This is a genomic window from Rhodanobacter sp. Root480 (assembly GCF_001426645.1).
GTDB classification, from domain to species: domain Bacteria; phylum Pseudomonadota; class Gammaproteobacteria; order Xanthomonadales; family Rhodanobacteraceae; genus Rhodanobacter; species Rhodanobacter ginsenosidimutans.
Genome location: NZ_LMEX01000001.1, coordinates 1,220,525 through 1,236,737, shown reverse-complemented (window position 1 = coordinate 1,236,737; position 16,213 = coordinate 1,220,525). Strand labels below are relative to the sequence as shown.

The 16,213-nt window shown below is 61.6% G+C and carries 21 protein-coding genes; 6 read left to right on the top strand and 15 right to left on the bottom strand.

The genetic code is table 11. From position 1 onward, the window contains the following. The first annotated feature begins 5 nt into the window (after positions 1 to 5). Positions 6 to 623: a glutathione transferase GstA gene (gene gstA, locus ASD22_RS05845; RefSeq protein WP_056080115.1), complete on the top strand. Its 618-nt coding sequence runs from the start codon at positions 6 to 8 to the stop codon at positions 621 to 623. 288 nt (positions 624 to 911) lie between these two features. Further along, positions 912 to 1,376, top strand: a complete 465-nt coding sequence (locus tag ASD22_RS05840) for a glutathione binding-like protein (RefSeq protein WP_235577531.1) — start codon at positions 912 to 914, stop codon at positions 1,374 to 1,376. Positions 1,377 to 1,516: 140 nt separating this feature from the next. Here ASD22_RS05840 and ASD22_RS05835 read toward each other — a convergent pair whose 3' ends face one another. Next, complete coding sequence (locus ASD22_RS05835; protein WP_056080112.1) at positions 1,517 to 1,975, bottom strand: GNAT family N-acetyltransferase; 459 nt, start codon at positions 1,973 to 1,975, stop codon at positions 1,517 to 1,519. Positions 1,976 to 2,420: 445 nt separating this feature from the next. Between ASD22_RS05835 and ASD22_RS05830 the strand changes: the two genes are divergently transcribed. Both ASD22_RS05830 and ASD22_RS05825 read left to right on the top strand, forming a co-directional pair. Then, positions 2,421 to 2,633, top strand: a complete 213-nt coding sequence (locus ASD22_RS05830) for an AbrB/MazE/SpoVT family DNA-binding domain-containing protein (protein WP_056080110.1) — start codon at positions 2,421 to 2,423, stop codon at positions 2,631 to 2,633. Continuing rightward, a complete protein-coding gene (locus tag ASD22_RS05825) occupies positions 2,633 to 3,010 on the top strand; it encodes a type II toxin-antitoxin system VapC family toxin (protein WP_056080107.1) in 378 nt (125 codons plus the stop codon). The genes ASD22_RS05830 and ASD22_RS05825 overlap by 1 nt, the downstream gene beginning before the upstream one ends. Positions 3,011 to 3,308: 298 nt before the next feature. Here ASD22_RS05825 and ASD22_RS16350 read toward each other — a convergent pair whose 3' ends face one another. The 5 genes from ASD22_RS16350 to purB form a co-directional block, all read right to left on the bottom strand. Next, on the bottom strand, positions 3,309 to 3,755 hold the full coding sequence (locus tag ASD22_RS16350) for an HIT family protein (protein ID WP_082520134.1): 447 nt from the start codon (positions 3,753 to 3,755) through the stop codon (positions 3,309 to 3,311). Positions 3,756 to 3,810: 55 nt separating this feature from the next. Continuing rightward, complete coding sequence (locus tag ASD22_RS05820; RefSeq protein WP_056080104.1) at positions 3,811 to 4,233, bottom strand: VOC family protein; 423 nt, start codon at positions 4,231 to 4,233, stop codon at positions 3,811 to 3,813. 101 nt (positions 4,234 to 4,334) lie between these two features. Further along, entirely contained in the window at positions 4,335 to 4,781 is a 447-nt protein-coding gene (locus ASD22_RS16345) for an HIT family protein (RefSeq protein ID WP_082520133.1), read from the bottom strand. A gap of 54 nt (positions 4,782 to 4,835) precedes the next feature. Continuing rightward, on the bottom strand, positions 4,836 to 5,498 hold the full coding sequence (locus ASD22_RS05815; protein WP_056080100.1) for a hypothetical protein: 663 nt from the start codon (positions 5,496 to 5,498) through the stop codon (positions 4,836 to 4,838). Between the two features lie 159 nt (positions 5,499 to 5,657). Beyond that, positions 5,658 to 7,025: an adenylosuccinate lyase gene (purB, locus tag ASD22_RS05810; RefSeq protein WP_056080098.1), complete on the bottom strand. Its 1,368-nt coding sequence runs from the start codon at positions 7,023 to 7,025 to the stop codon at positions 5,658 to 5,660. A gap of 157 nt (positions 7,026 to 7,182) precedes the next feature. On the opposite strand from purB, the gene ASD22_RS05805 reads away from it, so the two are divergent. Beyond that, the gene (locus ASD22_RS05805; protein ID WP_056080095.1) at positions 7,183 to 8,565 is read left to right on the top strand and encodes a class II fumarate hydratase; all 1,383 of its coding nucleotides are present in this window, start codon (positions 7,183 to 7,185) and stop codon (positions 8,563 to 8,565) included. A gap of 30 nt (positions 8,566 to 8,595) precedes the next feature. Here ASD22_RS05805 and ASD22_RS05800 read toward each other — a convergent pair whose 3' ends face one another. The 9 genes from ASD22_RS05800 to ASD22_RS05760 form a co-directional block, all read right to left on the bottom strand. Continuing rightward, complete coding sequence (locus ASD22_RS05800) at positions 8,596 to 9,120, bottom strand: hypothetical protein (protein ID WP_056080093.1); 525 nt, start codon at positions 9,118 to 9,120, stop codon at positions 8,596 to 8,598. 22 nt (positions 9,121 to 9,142) lie between these two features. Next, positions 9,143 to 10,036, bottom strand: coding sequence for a retropepsin-like aspartic protease (locus ASD22_RS05795; protein WP_162245062.1), 894 nt, complete (start codon positions 10,034 to 10,036; stop codon positions 9,143 to 9,145). A 179-nt stretch (positions 10,037 to 10,215) separates the two neighbouring features. Beyond that, positions 10,216 to 10,917: a hypothetical protein gene (locus tag ASD22_RS05790; protein WP_056080085.1), complete on the bottom strand. Its 702-nt coding sequence runs from the start codon at positions 10,915 to 10,917 to the stop codon at positions 10,216 to 10,218. A 33-nt stretch (positions 10,918 to 10,950) separates the two neighbouring features. Beyond that, positions 10,951 to 11,604, bottom strand: coding sequence for a GDSL-type esterase/lipase family protein (locus ASD22_RS05785; RefSeq protein WP_056080082.1), 654 nt, complete (start codon positions 11,602 to 11,604; stop codon positions 10,951 to 10,953). Positions 11,605 to 11,746: 142 nt separating this feature from the next. Next, positions 11,747 to 12,718, bottom strand: a complete 972-nt coding sequence (locus tag ASD22_RS05780) for an ABC-2 transporter permease (RefSeq protein WP_235577530.1) — start codon at positions 12,716 to 12,718, stop codon at positions 11,747 to 11,749. Next, positions 12,715 to 13,572, bottom strand: a complete 858-nt coding sequence (locus ASD22_RS05775) for an ABC transporter ATP-binding protein (protein ID WP_056080079.1) — start codon at positions 13,570 to 13,572, stop codon at positions 12,715 to 12,717. The genes ASD22_RS05780 and ASD22_RS05775 overlap by 4 nt, the downstream gene beginning before the upstream one ends. Beyond that, positions 13,569 to 13,943 carry a GntR family transcriptional regulator gene (locus ASD22_RS05770; protein WP_056080076.1) on the bottom strand — a complete coding sequence of 125 codons (375 nt, stop codon included), beginning with the start codon at positions 13,941 to 13,943 and terminating at the stop codon, positions 13,569 to 13,571. The genes ASD22_RS05775 and ASD22_RS05770 overlap by 4 nt, the downstream gene beginning before the upstream one ends. A 2-nt stretch (positions 13,944 to 13,945) precedes the next feature. Next, positions 13,946 to 14,260 carry a hypothetical protein gene (locus ASD22_RS05765; protein WP_056080073.1) on the bottom strand — a complete coding sequence of 105 codons (315 nt, stop codon included), beginning with the start codon at positions 14,258 to 14,260 and terminating at the stop codon, positions 13,946 to 13,948. Between the two features lie 272 nt (positions 14,261 to 14,532). Then, positions 14,533 to 15,117, bottom strand: coding sequence for an FMN-dependent NADH-azoreductase (locus ASD22_RS05760; RefSeq protein ID WP_056080070.1), 585 nt, complete (start codon positions 15,115 to 15,117; stop codon positions 14,533 to 14,535). Between the two features lie 112 nt (positions 15,118 to 15,229). Here ASD22_RS05760 and ASD22_RS05755 point away from each other — a divergent pair, with 112 nt between their 5' ends. Further along, positions 15,230 to 16,207, top strand: coding sequence for a LysR substrate-binding domain-containing protein (locus ASD22_RS05755; protein WP_056080067.1), 978 nt, complete (start codon positions 15,230 to 15,232; stop codon positions 16,205 to 16,207). Positions 16,208 to 16,213: the final 6 nt, after the last annotated feature.

Below are 16,213 nucleotides of genomic sequence, written 5' to 3'. Positions count from 1 at the left end.
CAACGATGAAACTCTATTACTTCCCCGGTGCCTGTTCCCTGTCCCCGCATATCGTGGCGCTGGAGGCGGGCATCCCGCTGCAACTGGAAAAGACCGACATCAAGACCAAACTCACCGAGAGCGGCGCGGATTTCGGGCAGATCAACCCGAAAGGCTACGTGCCGACCCTGGTGCTGGACAACGGCGAAATACTGACCGAAGGCACCGCCATCGTGCAGTACCTGGCCGATCTGAAGCCCGAGAGCGGCCTGGCTCCCGCCAACGGTACGTTGCCGCGCTACCGCTTGCAGGAAATGCTGGGTTACATCAACTCCGAACTGCACAAGAATTACAGCCCGCTGTTCAATCCGGACACGCCGGAAGCCGCGCGCGCCGAGCGCGAAAGCTACCTGTTGCGGCGCTACCAGCTCATCGAGAATGCGCTGGCGAAACAGCCGTGGCTGCTGGGCGAGCAATTCACCGTGGCCGATGTGTACTTGTTCACCGTCACCAACTGGGCCGGCCACGTGGGCCTGGATCTTTCCCGCTTCACCGCGCTGGCCGCGTTCCAGCAGCGCGTAGCCTCGCGGCCCGCGGTGCAGGCGGCGCTGGAGGCTGAAGGGTTGCTCAGCAAAGCCGCATAAAGCGGCGCGTACGGCAATGTTCGAGTTGACCGGGCCGGAAACTGCGGAACTGGGACGGAGGAAGTTAAATGCCGTCGGGCATGGTTTCCTCGCGCCTCGGCCGGCGTGTCGCAAGCTCACGGGCCGCCCCACTTAACTTCCTCCGTCCCGTTTTCCCGGAGCCTGTTCCTTGTCGCCGCATATCGTGGCGCTGGAGGCGAGCATCCCGCTGCAACTGGAAAAGACCGACATTACGACCAAGCTCACCGAGAGCGGTGAGGATTCGGGAAAATCAACCCGAAAGGCTACGTGCCGACCCTGACGCGGGACAACGGCGAAGTGCTGACCGAAGGCACCGCGATCATTCAGTACCTGGCTGACCTGAAACCCGAAAGCGGCCTGGCCCCCGCCAACGGCACGCTGCCGCGCTATCGCCTGCAGGAGATGCTGGGCTACATCAACTCCGAGCTGCACAAAAACTACAGCCCGCTGTTCAGTCCGGACACGACGGATCAAGTGCGCCAGCAGCGCAAGGATTACCTGCTCAAGCGCTACGCGCTGTTGAACGACATATTGGCCGGGCAACCGTATCTTCTCGGCAATACGTTCACCGCTGCCGACGCCTACCTGTTCACCATCACCAACTGGGCTGGCCACGTGGGCCTGGACCTTTCCCAGTTCGCAGCGCTTGCTGATTTCCAGCAGCGTGTGGCTTCGCGGCCTGCGGTGCAGGCGGCGATGGTGGCCGAGGGGTTGATCGAGAAAGCTGCGTAAAGCAGGGTCCGCGGCAAAATGGCGGGCAATGCGGGACGCCGGCGCACTGCCCAAAATTTTCCGATGCCTCGCGTGAGCGCTCTGACGCCTGTGTTCGCCGGACCCGCACGTCGGGTCCGGCTCGAGTGAATGGCCGGGCGTCAGTTCACCGGTCTCGTCATGAACACACTATTTGGATCCGGCTTGTAGTTTCCGAACGGCGCGCAGGGAACGAAACCGAAAGATGCATACAGGCGGCGCGCGGGCTCAAAGAATTCCATTGAACCCGTTTCCAGGCTGAGCCTCAGATAGCCACGGGAAGTCGCGTCCTCGATCAGATGCTGCAACATCCGTGTTGCCACCCCCTGCCGCAGATGAGAGACAGCAGTACGCATGGATTTGACTTCAGCATGTGACGTCGTCAGATGCCTGAGTGCACCAAATCCCGCCAGTTCGGCGCCATCCCAGATGCTCCAGAACGTAATGTCAGGGCTCCGAAGCCCGGCAAGGTCAAGGGCATGGCGGCTTTTTGATGGGGCGGTCGGCGCGAGCGAATCCAGATGCTCGCGCAGCAGCGCGAGAATCTGGGGACTTTCAAGAGTGTCGACGCGAATGTCCAAGAGCTTTTCCCTGGCGCACAGCGCTCGAATTGAGCGACGCACACAGCGTTCGCTGGGATGAGCGGTTGAATCGGATGCCCACGGTGCTTGTGCTTGAAAATGCCGGCTGGACTCCTGGTTACCGAACTCGCCTCGGCAAACCCCGCTAGCTGGCATCCCGCGGGCAGGGCGGTCTACACGCTGATTGTACCGTTGCCGGCAGAGACTGAAAGCCGACCCGGCGCTGCGACACCGGCGCGCGCTGTCGCGACAATCCCGCAATCACGGAGAAAGGCATCAGAGGAATTCCCGGAAGTCGACGTCAGCAAGCTCGGCGTACAGGGCCAAGGGCCTGTTGTTCTCTTCCAAAGGTGAAGCGCCGTCAACCGACTTTTTGGCAACTTGCCAGGGCCGTCTCGTGAGCTATATTCTTACCATATCGAGATCGATAGATTCGAGTAAAAACATGAACGCCACCGCCACGCTCTCCAGCAAATTCCAGATCTCCATTCCCAAAGCGGTCCGCGAGGAACAGCAGTGGGAGGCGGGGCAGGAGTTTGTGTTTATTCCCAAGGGCAAGGGAGTCTTGGTGATGCCGGTGCCGGAGTTGAAGCAGCTGGCGGGCATCGCCAAGGGCGCCAATACAGATGGCTATCGCGATCGCAAGGATCGCTATTGATGCGCGTGGTGGATACGTCGGCCTGGATCGAGTGGCTGGTCGGCGGCGCACTTGGCAGGAAGCTCGGCAAGATGTTTCCGGACAAGGAAGAATGCGTCGTGCCGACCATGGTGCAGCTGGAACTTTCCAAGTGGCTGGTGCGCGAAATGGGTGAGGAGCGCGCCGATCAGGTCATTGCCTTTACGCAGAAGTGCGTGGTGGTGCCGCTGGACACGCGCATCGCCTTGCTGGCGGCGGAGCTTCATCGCCAGTACAAGCTGGCTACCGCCGATGCCATCGTCTACGCGACGGCGCAGGAACAAGGTGCCGATCTGCTGACCTGCGACGCGCACTTCGAGAACCTGCCGGGAGTGGTGTATTTCCCGAAGTCCGGCTGAGTCGTGGGGCGAGCAGCGTAGTTTGTTGTGGGAGCGACTTCAGTCGCGATGCTATTGATCTGAAGTCCGCTCTGGGCCAGAGGCATGGCAACTGATGGCTTGCTGCAGCGCTGCGCAGGCGGCGGCCAATTGGGGGAGAGCTCAGCGCAGGCGAGAGCCCGGCTGAAGCACATTGCGAGAGAGCAACCAAGCAAAGGCCTAACGCTTGAGTTAAGCGGCGGCGTATCAGTCTGCCTAGAACGAATTGTTGAGCCCGCATGGTGCGTCCAGCCAGCCCGACCCGCAAGCAAAGTGCACGCTACCGCAAAGCAGCATGGAGGCTGGTTGCCAACTCAATTCGCTCCTCGGTGGTGTAGGGTACTTTCTTCCCCGCATACAGCCCGTCATTTGAGTAGCGAGGAAATACATGAAGATGGTAGTGCCACACATCTTGATTGCCGGCTGGCCCGTTGTGTTGGCGAGTGGAGATTCCTTCGCACCCGAAGGCATTCCGCATAGCGTGCGCTAAGCGACGCGTGGCACGAAAGAAGTCGCTACCAAGGTTGTCCGGAATGTCCAGCACGTTCTCACAGTGGCTCCGAGGTACCACCAAACAATTGCCTTTTATTCCAGCGTAGTGGTGAGTTGGAACTAAAGCGAATACGTTGGCATCCACCAAGACCACGGCTGATTCTGAAGCAGGCGATGGAAGTGTCTGAGCAATACCGCAGAACGGGCACTCGTATCCGGGCGGAGCATTCTTCATAAAAGCCTAGCGCTGGAATTGAATGGCGACGTCGTCGCCCACCTCGGATGAGATATTAGACCGCTGCCGACGCATATGGTGTGCTGGCGTTGTATTGCAACAGATCCAAGCGGTTGCCATAAAGGTCCTCGAACACTGCGACGGTGCCGTAGGGTGCCTCGCTAGGAGGCCGCACGAACGTGACGCCTGCAGAAACCATCCGGTCGTAGTCGCGGCGGAAATCATCAGTTTGCAGAAAGAGAAAGACGCGACCACCAGCTTGATTGCCGATAAACGCCTCTTGGCCCGGTGCGGATGCTCGTGCCAGAAGCAACGACGCGCCAGATGAGCCCGGCGGCGAGACAACTACCCAGCGTTTGTTCTGCTCCGGTTGGAACGTGTCTTCGACGACGCGAAAGCCAAGCTTGCCAACGTAGAAATCGAGCGCCTCGTCGTAGTCACGGACCACGAGCGCGATGTGAGCGATTGATTGCTGCATATGGTGGAAACTGCCTTGTGGTCTAACGCTGGAGTCCGCTTGGATGACTGGTTCGGCCTGCATGGTGCATCTAGGTAGCTCTACTAGCAAGCAAAGTACACCTACTGCAAAGCAGCTCGGAGACTTGCTGCCAACTCAATTCGCTCCTCGGTCGTGTAGGGCATTTTCTGTCCCCCATACAGCCCGTCATTTGAGTAGCGAGGAAACACATGAAGATGGTAGTGCCACACATCTTGATTGCCGGCTGGCCCGTTGTGTTGGCGGGTGGAGATTCCTTCACACCCGAAGGTATTCCGCATAGCGCGCGCTAGGTGCCGCGTGGCACGAAAGAAGTCGCTGCCGAGGTTGTCCGGGATGTCCAACACGTTCTCATAGTGGCTCCGAGGTACCACTAAGCAGTTGCCTTTTATTCCAGCGTAGTGGTGAGTAGGTACCAAGGCGAACACGTTGGCATCCACCAAGACAACGGCTGATTCTGGAGCAGGCGATGGAAGCGTCTCAGCAATGCCGCAGAAAGGACACTCGTATCCGGGTGGAGCATTCTTCATAAGGACCAACGCTTGAGTTAAGCGGCGGCGAAGCCGTCCGCCTTGAATGAACTGTTAGCCGCCCGGCACCGACGTTTCATACTTGATCATAAGTTGAACCCGGACTCTCAGCATGGAATAGAGGGCGCGCGCGTCGCTCGCGGAAATCATTATTTGACCTTGATCGATCATGGGCAAGTTTTGCATCTTCAGAAGCTTCCCGCTTGCCGCGCCACCGTTATGAACTAAGCAGTTCCTGATTTCTCGTGCTGTCGATATATGTGGGTCGTTCCAGAGCCGGGTGCTAAGTTTCTGCCCGAAATGAGAAGTGACGGCAACGTTGAAGCCCCGATGAGCAACACTTGCTGGCTCTTCAAGAAGAGCGTTCACGACACCAACAAGCAGAAGTTCATATGCGTAGTAGAGGCCGCAATAAGAACTCTCCGCAACCTTCCAAAGTGCCGCCTTAAACCCGTTGATCTTCAAATATTCATCCCATATCGCTTGTTTGGTCGAATTTTTGGAAAGAGGGTTCTGTTGGATCAGGTCGTGAATTGAACCAATGAAAAGCCAAGGGAGGATGAACGCTCTGGCATGCCCCCACCAAGCATAGCCAAAAGATGATACTTGCTTCTCGATGTGTGAGCCTTTCGCTAGATCGAATTGCTCGATCAACCAACCCTTGTCATGGAAGTCGGCGAAGCTATCGTAATCGTCTTCAATGAATATGCGAGTCATCGATATGGCAGCTAACGCAAAGTAGATTTCAAAACGCTAACCCCGCAGCCTGATCCTGCCATGTTTGCAGGAGCTCGCGCCTCATCGTTTCACAGCGCGGTGGCGGGGCCATTGAAACACCTCTTTGGCGTCTATTGCCCCGCAACCCCAGCTGCGCTGTCAAATGCTCTTTGCCAGTGTATGGGCCAAGCCGATATAACTTCCCGGCGTCAGATCGAGCAGACGCTGCTTCGCATCCGCCGGCAATTCCAGCCCGCCAATGAACTCACGCATCGAATCCTTCGTAATGCCATGCCCGCGAGTCAGCGCTTTCAGCTGTTCGTACGGTTGCGGCAGGCCATAGCGGCGCATCACGGTCTGCACCGCTTCGGCCAGCACTTCCCAACTGGCGTCGAGGTCGGCGGCGATGCGGTCGGCGTTGACGTTGAGTTTGCCCAGGCCTTTCCTCAACGATTCCAGTGCCACCAGCGTATGGCCGAAGGCGGTGCCCAGTGCGCGCAGCACGGTGGAGTCGGTGAGATCGCGCTGCCAGCGGCTGATCGGCAGCTTCTCCGCGAAATGGCCGAGCAGGGCGTTGGCGAGGCCGAAGTTGCCTTCGGCGTTTTCGAAGTCGATCGGATTGACCTTGTGCGGCATGGTCGACGAGCCGACTTCGCCGGCCTTCAGCGTCTGCTTGAAATAACCCAGCGAGATGTAACCCCAGATGTCGCGGGCCAGGTCGATCAGGATGGTGTTGGCGCGGCGCACGGCATCGCAGTATTCGGCGACGTTGTCGTGTGGCTCGATCTGGGTGGTGTAGGCGTTGTAGTCCAGCTCCAGGCTTTCCACGAAAGTCTGCGAGAAGCACTGCCAATCCAGGTCGGGGTAGGTGATGGCGTGGGCGTTGTAGTTGCCCACGGCGCCGTTGATCTTGCCCGAGACATCCACCGCGGCCAATTGCCGGCGCTGACGTTCGATGCGCGCCACCACGTTGGCGATTTCCTTGCCCAGCGTGCTGGGCGAGGCGGTCTGGCCGTGGGTGCGCGAGAGCAGCGGCAGCGCGGCGTTTGCGTGGGCCAGTTCGCGCAACTGCGCGGTGACGGCGTCCAGTTGCGGCAGCAAGACCTGGGCGCGCGCGTCGCGCAGCATCAGCGCGTAGGAGAGGTTGTTGATGTCTTCGCTGGTGCAGGCGAAGTGCACGAACTCCTTGGCCTGGGCCAGGCTGGCGTCGGCGCCGATCTTTTCCTTGATGAAATACTCGACCGCCTTCACGTCATGGTTCGTGGTGGCTTCGATCGCCTTGATGCGCTCGCCGTCGGCCACGCTGAAATCGTCCGCGATGGCTTTCAGGGTGGCGATCTGGGCAGCATTGAACGGCGGCAGTTCGACGATCTTCGGTTCGGCGGCCAGCGCCAGCAGCCATTCGATCTCCACGTGTACGCGCCGGTGCATCAGGCCGAACTCACTGAAGATCGGGCGCAGTGCTTCGACCTTGCCGGCGTAGCGGCCGTCCAGCGGGGACAGGGCGGTCAGGGTGTGAGTGGACATCGGCGGGTTCCGGCGGGAGGAAAACCGCCATTTTACATTGACGGCGGCTTGGTGTTTGGCGGCCTATAGTGTTTTGTCCCGTTTCCCCCGGGCGCGGCGCTTTCAGCGCCCCGTTCGGCATGAATGGTTGCGACCGAGAAATAAAAGGATCTCCCCAATGAGCAACTTCCGCATCGAGCACGACAGCATGGGCGAACTGCAGGTGCCCGCCGACGCGCTGTACGGCGCGCAGACCCAGCGCGCGATCGACAATTTCCCGATTTCCGGCCTGCATCTGCCCCGCCAGTTCATCCGCGCGCTGGGCCTGATCAAGGCCGCCGCGGCCGACGTGAACCTGTCGCTGGGTCATCTGAAAAAGGGGCAGGCCGCGGCGATCCGCAAGGCGGCGCTGGCGGTGGCGGACGGGCAGTACGACGCACAGTTCCCGATCGACATCTTCCAGACCGGCTCGGGCACCAGCACCAACATGAATGCGAACGAGGTGATCGCGCATCTGGCGGTGGCGGCCGGTGCCAAGGTGCATCCGAACGACCACGTCAATTACGGGCAGAGCTCGAACGACGTGATCCCCACCACGATCCACGTCAGCGCTGCGCTCACCACCAGCGAGCAGTTGCTGCCCGCGCTGAAGCATCTGAAGAAGGTGATCGACAAGCGCGCCCGCGAATTGAAGAACACGCCCAAGACCGGCCGTACCCACCTGATGGACGCGATGCCGATCACCTTCGGCCAGGAGCTGTCGGGCTGGTCGGCGCAGATCGCCAGTGCGATCGAGCGCATCGAGGATGCGTTGAAGCGCATGCGCCGGTTGCCGCAGGGCGGCACGGCGGTGGGCACCGGTATCAATGCCGATCCAAAATTCGGCCCGGCGATCGCGCAGCAGTTGAAGAAGCTGACCGGGGTGAAGTTCGAGTCGGCGGAGAACTATTTCGAGGGCATGGCGGCGCAGGATGCCGCGGTGGAACTGTCCGGCCAGTTGAAGACGCTGGCGGTGGGCTTGATGAAGATCGCCAACGACCTGCGCTGGATGAATTCCGGCCCGCTGGCGGGGCTGGGCGAGATCGAGCTGCCGGCGCTGCAGCCCGGTTCGTCGATCATGCCGGGCAAGGTCAACCCGGTGATTCCCGAGGCGGTGGCGATGGTCGCCGCACAGGTGATCGGCAACGATGCGTCCATCACCATCGCCGGCCAGTCCGGCAACTTCCAGCTCAACGTGATGCTGCCGCTGATCGCGCACAACCTGCTGCAGTCGATCGGCATCCTGGCCAATGTCAGCGTGCTGCTGGCGGACAAATCCATCGCCGGCTTCAAGGTCAACAAGGCGCGGGTGAACCAGGCGCTGGCGATGAACCCGATCCTGGTCACCGCGCTGAATCCGGTGATCGGTTATGAAAAGGGCGCCGCCACCGCCAAGCAGGCGTACAAGCAGCATCGCCCGATCATGGACGTGGCGCTGGAAACCACCGGTTTGTCGAAGGACGAGTTGAAGAAATTGCTCGATCCGATGACGCTGACCCGTGGTGGTATCCACGAGGGATGAGCCATCCAGCGTGTGGCCAAGGCGGGTGCATCAATCCTTGGTGCCGTTGTCGCAGCTCTTCACATCGGAAGTGCTGATGATGGCGGCGTAGGGCTTGAAGGCCGCCATTTGTGCGGCAAGCTGGTCCTGCGCGACCTTGATCGCGACCTCTGCTTTGCAGATGCCCAAGCTCAATGTCTTCAGGTTGCTGGCCTCGGCGGCCTTGTCCGCCAGATCCGGTGTGGCTGAGAGTTTGTTCTCGATTGCCTTGGTCGTCATCTTGAAACCGGTCTTGCCCATGGCAAGGCCGGTTTCGTGCACGTTCCGCACGTTGCGGTTGTAGTTGACCAGCAGGCTGCGTTCGGCAGGCGTGACCGTCACCGTCTTGCCGTCGATCGCGAACGCACCATCGGCACTGATCGTGGCTTTCGGCGTATCGATGACGCGCAGGGTAATCGTGTCCCCGTACAGCAAGATAGCGCCGTTTCCCGTGGCGATGGCGGTCTGGGGCGCGTGGCAGGCAGTGAGTGAGGCCGCCATCGTGGCGGCAAGAAGCAGGTGGATGGTTGTTTTCATGGGTGGCTCCCTGAGCGAATGCTCACGATGACTTGCGCGGTGCCTGGATGCAGATCTGCTGTTTGGGATAATTGAACGTGATTATCCCACCCGCCCACAAAGGGACTCCCAGGGACCCATCCACCTGTTCCAGGTTGAAGGCTTTTACTTGTTCGGTCAGGGCAAATTTGACGTTGTGAAAGTGCTGTGTGCCGACACTCAGCTCTGCGAATTCAGAAACCACACCCATGGCGCGTCCGCCCGTGCCTTCGCCGACCGCTTGCTTGTGGCCATTGGTGTAAAGCGCCTTGCCGGCGTCGGATTGCAGGAAAGCGGTTCCAAGGTAGTTGTGATTCCGGCTTCCCAGATCGATGACGAGATGCACAGTCTCTGGTGCTGACGTCGCCTGGCTCTTGACCGTCGCGGTCACAACAGGGACGTTGTGTATGAGCTCGAAGGAAATCGGGTTGGGGCAGCCCGGGGGATCGTTTTCGGGGTAGATGGATACGGTTGACTCAGCGTAATTCACGCGAACGACGTGATTTTCGAAAAACGGGTATCCCAGAAGGGCGTCGACCTCGAGGCCCGATGAAGACGATATTGAGCCGAGGTCGATGGCGTAGCCCGGTACGTCGTGCAGGGCCAGCGAACCGAATTCGACGCTCTTCAGCTTCACGGGAAAAAGGCTTTGGTTACCTGTGCCCCCACCGGACGCCTGCAGCGGTGAATGCCCCAGTTGCAGCCCGAGCTCGGTGGCGAGCGATTTACTGACGATCATGGCCCCGGAACCGCTGTCCAGGACCGCACTGACAGTCTTCCCGTTGATCGTCGCCTGGACGCTGACCAGGTTGTCGTGAAGGTGGAAGGGAAGTGTCTGCTGGGCCATGGCAAGGCCCGGTACGGCAAGAATCGATAGAAACAATCCACGACGCGACATTGACGTTACCTCCGGTTGCCACCTCCAGCACATGGGGTGACCGGCGGAGCAGCCATCCGCCTTTGAATGAATTGTCGGGCCAGCCGCGCCACCAAGTTGGCTACGTCGTAGTGTGCTTGCGCAGGCTGGATCACCTTGTTCCGAAATCATGGATTCCGATGAGGGTGTCGTGTTGCTCGTCAGTCGGAGAACACGGCAAAGCCGTGCTTGCCATCCTCGTCGGTCATGTCCTTGGCGCAGTCGTCGATGTCCTTCTGTTCCATCGTGGCGTAAGGCTGGAACTGCGGCATGGCGGCGGCCAGTTTCTGCTGGCTGGCCAGCAGGGCCGGCATGCGCTGCTGGCAAAGCTGGCGGGCGGCGGCCTCGATCTTGTCGGTCTGCGGCTTGATGGCGGCCTCGATCTGCTTGTCGCTCTTGCCGCTGAAGGCGCCCATCATCGCGGTCTTGGCGGCCTGCATGCCCAGGTCCGCGCCCTGCGTACCGATGTCCATGCCGGCGGAGGCGATGCCCACGATCTGCTGGCGGTAGTCCAGCAGCAAGGCGCGCTGTGCCGGTGTGGCGTCGACCTTCTTGCCGGCGATCAGCAGATCGCCCTGCGGGGTGATCTCGGCTTTTGGTCGCTTGTCGTTGTCGTCGTTGCTGTTGTCGTTGCCGAAGTGGACATGGTCCAGTTCGATGTTCTTGGTGACCAGATCCTTCTTGGCTTCCTGCATGGCCTTGTCGATCCCTCTGGCGAGCAACGAGCGCGGCGCAGTTTCACCGTTCTTGCTCGCTGGTGTTGTTTGCCCGGTCGACGCGGGCTGGGAATCAGGGGCCTGACTGCATGCGGCCAGCGGCAGCAGCAGAACCAGTGCGAGGGCGCGGTAAGAGAACGGTTTCATGGATGTGCTCCTTGGTCGAAGTCGATCACGGGATCAGTTGAGCAGCAACGGGCGCAGCGTGGCCCATGTGTTGTCGAGCAGCAGTTTCTGCGCGTCGACGCCGGGATGCACGCCGTCGTCCAGCAGCAGGGCGGGCTGGTCGGAAATGCCGGCCATCAACGAGGGCAGCAGCACGATCTGCTTGTCGTGCTGTATCCGCTGATAGACGCCGGCCAGCATGTCCGCGCAATGGTCCTTGTCCAGCTTGGGCGGAATCCGGAAGCCCAGCACGGCAACCTTTGCCCCCGACGCCTGCGCCATGTCGATCAGGCGTGTCATGTCGGTTTCCAGTTGCTGCCGGCTTGCACCGAGGATGGCGTCGTTGGCACCAAGCTCCAGGATGACCAGCCGCGGGTGGTGGGCGGCGATCAACCCGGGGAGTTCCTTCAGGGCATCGGTCAGTGTCTTGCCGCCGCGGCTGGCGTTGATGATCTTCGGCGCCGTGGTGCTGGCGGCGCTGACGCGTTGCTGCAGCAGATTGACCCAGCCCGCCTCGGCGGGGATGCGATGCGCGGAACTCAGGCTGTCGCCAACCAGCAATACGGTGCGTGTCGGCGGCGTGGCTGCGGCGACACTATTCGCAGCCGACGCAAGCGGGATGGCGACGAGTGTGAAGAGCGCGAACAGGGTGGCATGGAGCGATTTCATGGTGATCCTTGGGGCGCAGTGGGCCGGCGAAATCGCAAAGCGAATTCGGGCAGGGCAAGTCGTGGTGTTGGCCAATGTCCGAGAATGGACCGGGCGAATGTTTGTGTGACGGACGGGCCGGGCGACCCGTCCGTCACCGAGCTCAGGCGTCGTCGCGCCAGCGGCGGAACCAGATGGCGCCGGCCAGCAGGGCCACGCCGGCAACCACGCCGATCCACAGGCTGGGTGAGGCGGCCAGGTGCCAGGTCTGCGCCAAGTCCAGGACGTCCGTTCCCGTGTTGCCCGAGATATGGATCATGCTGTCGCCGAACATGCTGCCGGTGCCGGGGAACACGCTCAGCAGGGCGCGCTGCACGATGTTTTTCCAGAACCAGGCGGTGGGCAGGTTGAAAAGCCCCATGATGCCGAACCAGGTCACCAGCAGACCCACGCCCACCGGCAGTGCCACCGCCCACAGGAAGGGCTTGCTGCGCGACCAGGCGGAGCAGATCAGCAGCCAGCCGACGGCCGGTGCCGCCCACAGCGCATACAGCGGGATGTAGCCGATCAGGTTGAACATCACCCGGAATGGATGGGCCAGCAGCAGCAACTGCCACACGTTGACGCCGTGGAAGGACAGGGTGACGGCAAGTATCAGCAGCTGCAGCATGCCCACGATGATGCCCACGACCACGGCGATGACCGGTGCCAGCACGGTGGCGCTGATGACCTTGGATAGCACGGTGCTGGTGTCCGACACCGGCAGTGATTTCCAGAACAGGATGCTGCGGTCACGGCGGTCGTCGTACAGCGCGCCGAGGCAGTAGAAAAACACCACGAAACCCAGCACCACCACCAGCAGGCCCATGGCCGAATACATCGCGATGTCCAGTGCGAAGCCGACCTGGCTCAGGTCGCCGGCATCCATGTCGGCGATGACGTGTTGCAGGCCGCCGCTGGCGCCGAAGTTGATGCCGTTGCGGGCGCCCAGGACTTCGGCGGTGATGATGCCCATGATGTTGAGCAGCAGAAAGATGCCGCCGGTGATGACCGGTGCCCAGAAGAACCCGCCACGGTGCTCCCAGAATTCGCGTTTCACCAGCCAGTACAGGTCTTTCAACGTCTGGTTGTTCATGCGTAGGTTCCCTTCATGGTGGCCACGAACAAGTCGCTGACGGAGGGGCGGCGGGTTTCGCCCAGCGGCTCCAGCGTCGCGCGGCTCGCGCCGTCGAACAGAAAAATGCTCTTGCCGAAAACCTGGCGCTCGTCGATGGGTTTCAGGGCCCGGGCGGCGTCGGCCTGGTCGGCGTTGACCATCACCTCGATGAAGCGTTCGCCGACCGCATCCATGTCGGCGTCCAGCACGATCCTGCCGTCGCGGATGAACATCAGGTCGGTGAGGATGTGCTCGACTTCCTCCACCTGATGGGTCGTCACGATGATCGTCTTGTTCTCGTCGAAATAGTCCTCCAGCAGGTTCTGGTAGAACTGCTTGCGATAGAGGATGTCCAGGCCGAGGGTGGGTTCGTCCAGGATCAGCAGGCGTGCGTCGATCGCCATCACCAGCGCCAGGTGCAACTGCACGATCATGCCCTTGGACATCTGCCGCACGCGCTGATTCGGTTGCAGCTTGGTGCGCGCCAGGAAGGCCTCGCACTTCTTGCGGTTGAAACGCGGGTGCACGTTGGCGACGAAATCCACCGCCTGGCTGACCTTGATCCAGCGTGGCAACACGGCCACGTCGGCGATGAAGCACACGTCACCCATCAACTTGTCGCGCTGCTTGCGCGGGTCGTAGCCCAGCACGTTCAACTCGCCGGTGAAATCGGTGAGGCCGAGGATGGCCTTCAACGCCGTGGTCTTGCCGGCACCGTTGGGGCCGATCAGGCCGACGATACGGCCGGGCTCGATCTGGAAGCTGACGTCATCCAGCGCCACCGAGGATTTGTACCGCTTGCCCAGCCTGCTGGCCGTGATGACCGCACTCATGATTGTTGCTCCGTGTGGGTGCTCGCTTCGCGCAGCAAAGTCTTCAGATCCAGCCCCAGCCGCTGCAGCCGGGCGAACAGTACGGGCCACTCCTCGCGAAGAAACCGCTCGCGCTCGGATTTCAGCAGCGCCTCGCGAGCGCCTTCGATGACGAACATGCCCAAGCCCCTCCGTTTTTCCACCAATTGTTGATCGACCAGTTCCTGATAGGCCTTGGAGACGGTCAGCGGGTTGATCTGGTAATCCGCTGCCACCTGGCGTACCGACGGCAACGGGTCGCCCTCGTTCAAGGCGCCGTCCAGGATCATCGCCACCACGCGTTGCTGCAGCTGGCGGTAGATCGGCGCGTTGTCGTTCCAGGTGATGGTCATGCTTATTCCTTGCTGATGCCGCCGAATTGATTGGCGAACGAATAGTAGGGCATGGCCAATTGCGAGCTGACCAGGCTCAGGTGCGGCCCGCCGCCATGGCCGGCGGCGGCGCCGATGAAGTCGCCGCTGTTGATCAGCGCGGCCTCGCGCCGCTCGGCGGCGGTGGGGTGGACCACGATCATGGGCAGGTCGGTGACGGTCCGATGGGTCGCAGCGGCAGGTGCCGGCGGGACATCGACGTTGTAGGTGACCGCGCCCAGCGTGGCGAAGGTGAACAGGGCGGCGGCGATGCTGGCGATGAGGTTTTGCGATTTCATGGCGTGCTCCTCAGTGAACTCGTTGACCGGTGTTGTAGTGAACTATAACACCATGTTTTGAGCCGTCAATGGGCGGAGCCTGAAATCGGGATATGACTGATGGCAGGGGTGGCCGGAGCGCTGGGGATGGCCTTTCAGCCACGCAAAAGGCCAGCTTGTGAGGCTGGCCTTTGCTTGGCGGTTCCGGTATGCGGCCGCCGTGGGGAGCGACGTGACGCTACCGGTGGTTGTTATCGACGCACGGACCGCTGCCGCTGGCGTCTTGTGGCGCGTCAGGCGGCTTCGGCCACCAGCATGTGGATCGCGTCCTGCGCCGATTTCAACGCTGCCGATTTCTGTTCGTCGCCCACCGCCACGCCTTCGGCCCGCACGATTTCGATCTCGCCGATGCCGATGAAGCCGAATACCGCCCGCAGGTAGGGTTCCTGGAAATCCACGGCGGTGCGTCCGGTCCCCTCGCCGTAGAAGCCGCCGCGGCTGGAGGCGACGATCACCCGCTTGCCACCGGCCAGGCCCTCGGGGCCGTTCGCGGTGTAGCGGAAGGTCTTGCCGGCGACCAGCACGCGGTCGAGCCATGCCTTGAGCTGGCTGGGGATGCCGAAGTTGTACATCGGCGCACCAATCACCACCACGTCGGCGGCGAGAAACTCTTCCAGCATCGCGTTCCCCGCCACGGCAGCGGGGTCATTGGCGTCGGCGACCGGCGACCAGTGCGTCAGCGGTTGCGCCGCGAGGTCGCGATAGTTGACGGTGGCGTCGGGCGTGCCCTGCTTCAGCTCCGCTACGATGTCGGCGGTGAGCTGGCGCGACACCGAGTAGCTGCCGAGGGCGCTGGAATCGATATGGACGATTTTCATGGCTGGTTTCCTGTTTGGGCCGGAAGACCGGCGACGAAATCAGGATATATTCGAAACAATGTGGCGATAAGTCCGCAGTTATCGGACTTATCGTTCTGAAAAGGAAACAGTCATGACAGTATTGACGGGTGCGCTGCAGGATCTCAACGACCTGTACTTCTTTGCGGCCGTGGTCGAACACGGCGGCTTTTCCGCTGCCGGGCGGGCGCTGGGCGTGCCGAAATCCCGCCTCAGCAAGCGCGTGGCCCAGCTCGAGGAGCGGCTGGGCGTGCGCCTGCTGCAGCGAACCACGCGACGCTTCATGGTCACCGAGGTGGGCGAGCGCTTCTACGCGCATTGCCGCGCCGTGCTGGAAGAAGCGCAGGCCGCGCAGGATGCCGTGGACGAGTTGCGCGCGGAGCCGCGCGGCGTGGTGCGGCTGAGCTGTCCGATATCGCTGACGCAGACGGTGCTGGCGTATCTGCTGCCGGATTTCCTGGCGCTGTATCCGAAAATGCAGGTACGGCTGTTGTCCAGCGATCGCCGCGTCGATGTGATCGGCGAGGGCTACGACCTGGCCATCCGTGTACGCACCAAGCTGGATACCGACGCCAACCTGGTCATGCGCAGTTTCGGCCAGGCGCAGACCAAACTGGTGGCCAGCCCCACGCTGCTCGACGCGCAGGGGCGCCCATCGCAACCCGATGAGCTGGCCCGCTTGCCGGCGCTGTCGATGCGCGAGCACGAGGGCGCGCAGGTGTGGGAGCTGATCGATGCCGACGGCAAGCAGTCTGTCGTTGAAGTGCAGGCGCGGCTGATCACCGGCGATTTCGCCGTGCTGCTGGAAGCCGCCCGCCGCGGCATGGGGGTTGCGCTGTTGCCGGAGTCCGTCTGCGCGCCGGCCATCGCCAGCGGCGAGCTGGAAGTGGTGCTGCCGGACTGGAGCGTTCCCGGCGGCACCATGCACTTTGTCTATCCCAGCCGGCGCGGCATGCTGCCCGGCGTGCGCGCACTGGTGGATTTCCTGGCCGAGCGACTGCCGGCCACCACCTCGCTGAGGCACGAGCAATGCAAGAAGCGTCCGCTGGATGATCTGCCTGCCTGCCGCTGATCACGC

Bases quoted from the DNA above. Each gene is read 5' to 3' on its own strand.
- gstA (WP_056080115.1), top strand. From the start codon at position 6: ATGAAACTCTATTACTTCCCCGGTGCCTGTTCCCTGTCCCCGCATATC.
- ASD22_RS05830 (WP_056080110.1), top strand. From the start codon at position 2,421: ATGAACGCCACCGCCACGCTCTCCAGCAAATTCCAGATCTCCATTCCC.
- ASD22_RS05825 (WP_056080107.1), top strand. From the start codon at position 2,633: ATGCGCGTGGTGGATACGTCGGCCTGGATCGAGTGGCTGGTCGGCGGC.
- ASD22_RS16350 (WP_082520134.1), bottom strand. From the start codon at position 3,755: ATGAAGAATGCTCCGCCCGGATACGAGTGCCCGTTCTGCGGTATTGCT.
- ASD22_RS05820 (WP_056080104.1), bottom strand. From the start codon at position 4,233: ATGCAGCAATCAATCGCTCACATCGCGCTCGTGGTCCGTGACTACGAC.
- ASD22_RS16345 (WP_082520133.1), bottom strand. From the start codon at position 4,781: ATGAAGAATGCTCCACCCGGATACGAGTGTCCTTTCTGCGGCATTGCT.
- ASD22_RS05815 (WP_056080100.1), bottom strand. From the start codon at position 5,498: ATGACTCGCATATTCATTGAAGACGATTACGATAGCTTCGCCGACTTC.
- purB (WP_056080098.1), bottom strand. From the start codon at position 7,025: ATGTCCACTCACACCCTGACCGCCCTGTCCCCGCTGGACGGCCGCTAC.
- ASD22_RS05805 (WP_056080095.1), top strand. From the start codon at position 7,183: ATGAGCAACTTCCGCATCGAGCACGACAGCATGGGCGAACTGCAGGTG.
- ASD22_RS05800 (WP_056080093.1), bottom strand. From the start codon at position 9,120: ATGAAAACAACCATCCACCTGCTTCTTGCCGCCACGATGGCGGCCTCA.
- ASD22_RS05795 (WP_162245062.1), bottom strand. From the start codon at position 10,036: ATGTCGCGTCGTGGATTGTTTCTATCGATTCTTGCCGTACCGGGCCTT.
- ASD22_RS05790 (WP_056080085.1), bottom strand. From the start codon at position 10,917: ATGAAACCGTTCTCTTACCGCGCCCTCGCACTGGTTCTGCTGCTGCCG.
- ASD22_RS05785 (WP_056080082.1), bottom strand. From the start codon at position 11,604: ATGAAATCGCTCCATGCCACCCTGTTCGCGCTCTTCACACTCGTCGCC.
- ASD22_RS05780 (WP_235577530.1), bottom strand. From the start codon at position 12,718: ATGAACAACCAGACGTTGAAAGACCTGTACTGGCTGGTGAAACGCGAA.
- ASD22_RS05775 (WP_056080079.1), bottom strand. From the start codon at position 13,572: ATGAGTGCGGTCATCACGGCCAGCAGGCTGGGCAAGCGGTACAAATCC.
- ASD22_RS05770 (WP_056080076.1), bottom strand. From the start codon at position 13,943: ATGACCATCACCTGGAACGACAACGCGCCGATCTACCGCCAGCTGCAG.
- ASD22_RS05765 (WP_056080073.1), bottom strand. From the start codon at position 14,260: ATGAAATCGCAAAACCTCATCGCCAGCATCGCCGCCGCCCTGTTCACC.
- ASD22_RS05760 (WP_056080070.1), bottom strand. From the start codon at position 15,117: ATGAAAATCGTCCATATCGATTCCAGCGCCCTCGGCAGCTACTCGGTG.
- ASD22_RS05755 (WP_056080067.1), top strand. From the start codon at position 15,230: ATGACAGTATTGACGGGTGCGCTGCAGGATCTCAACGACCTGTACTTC.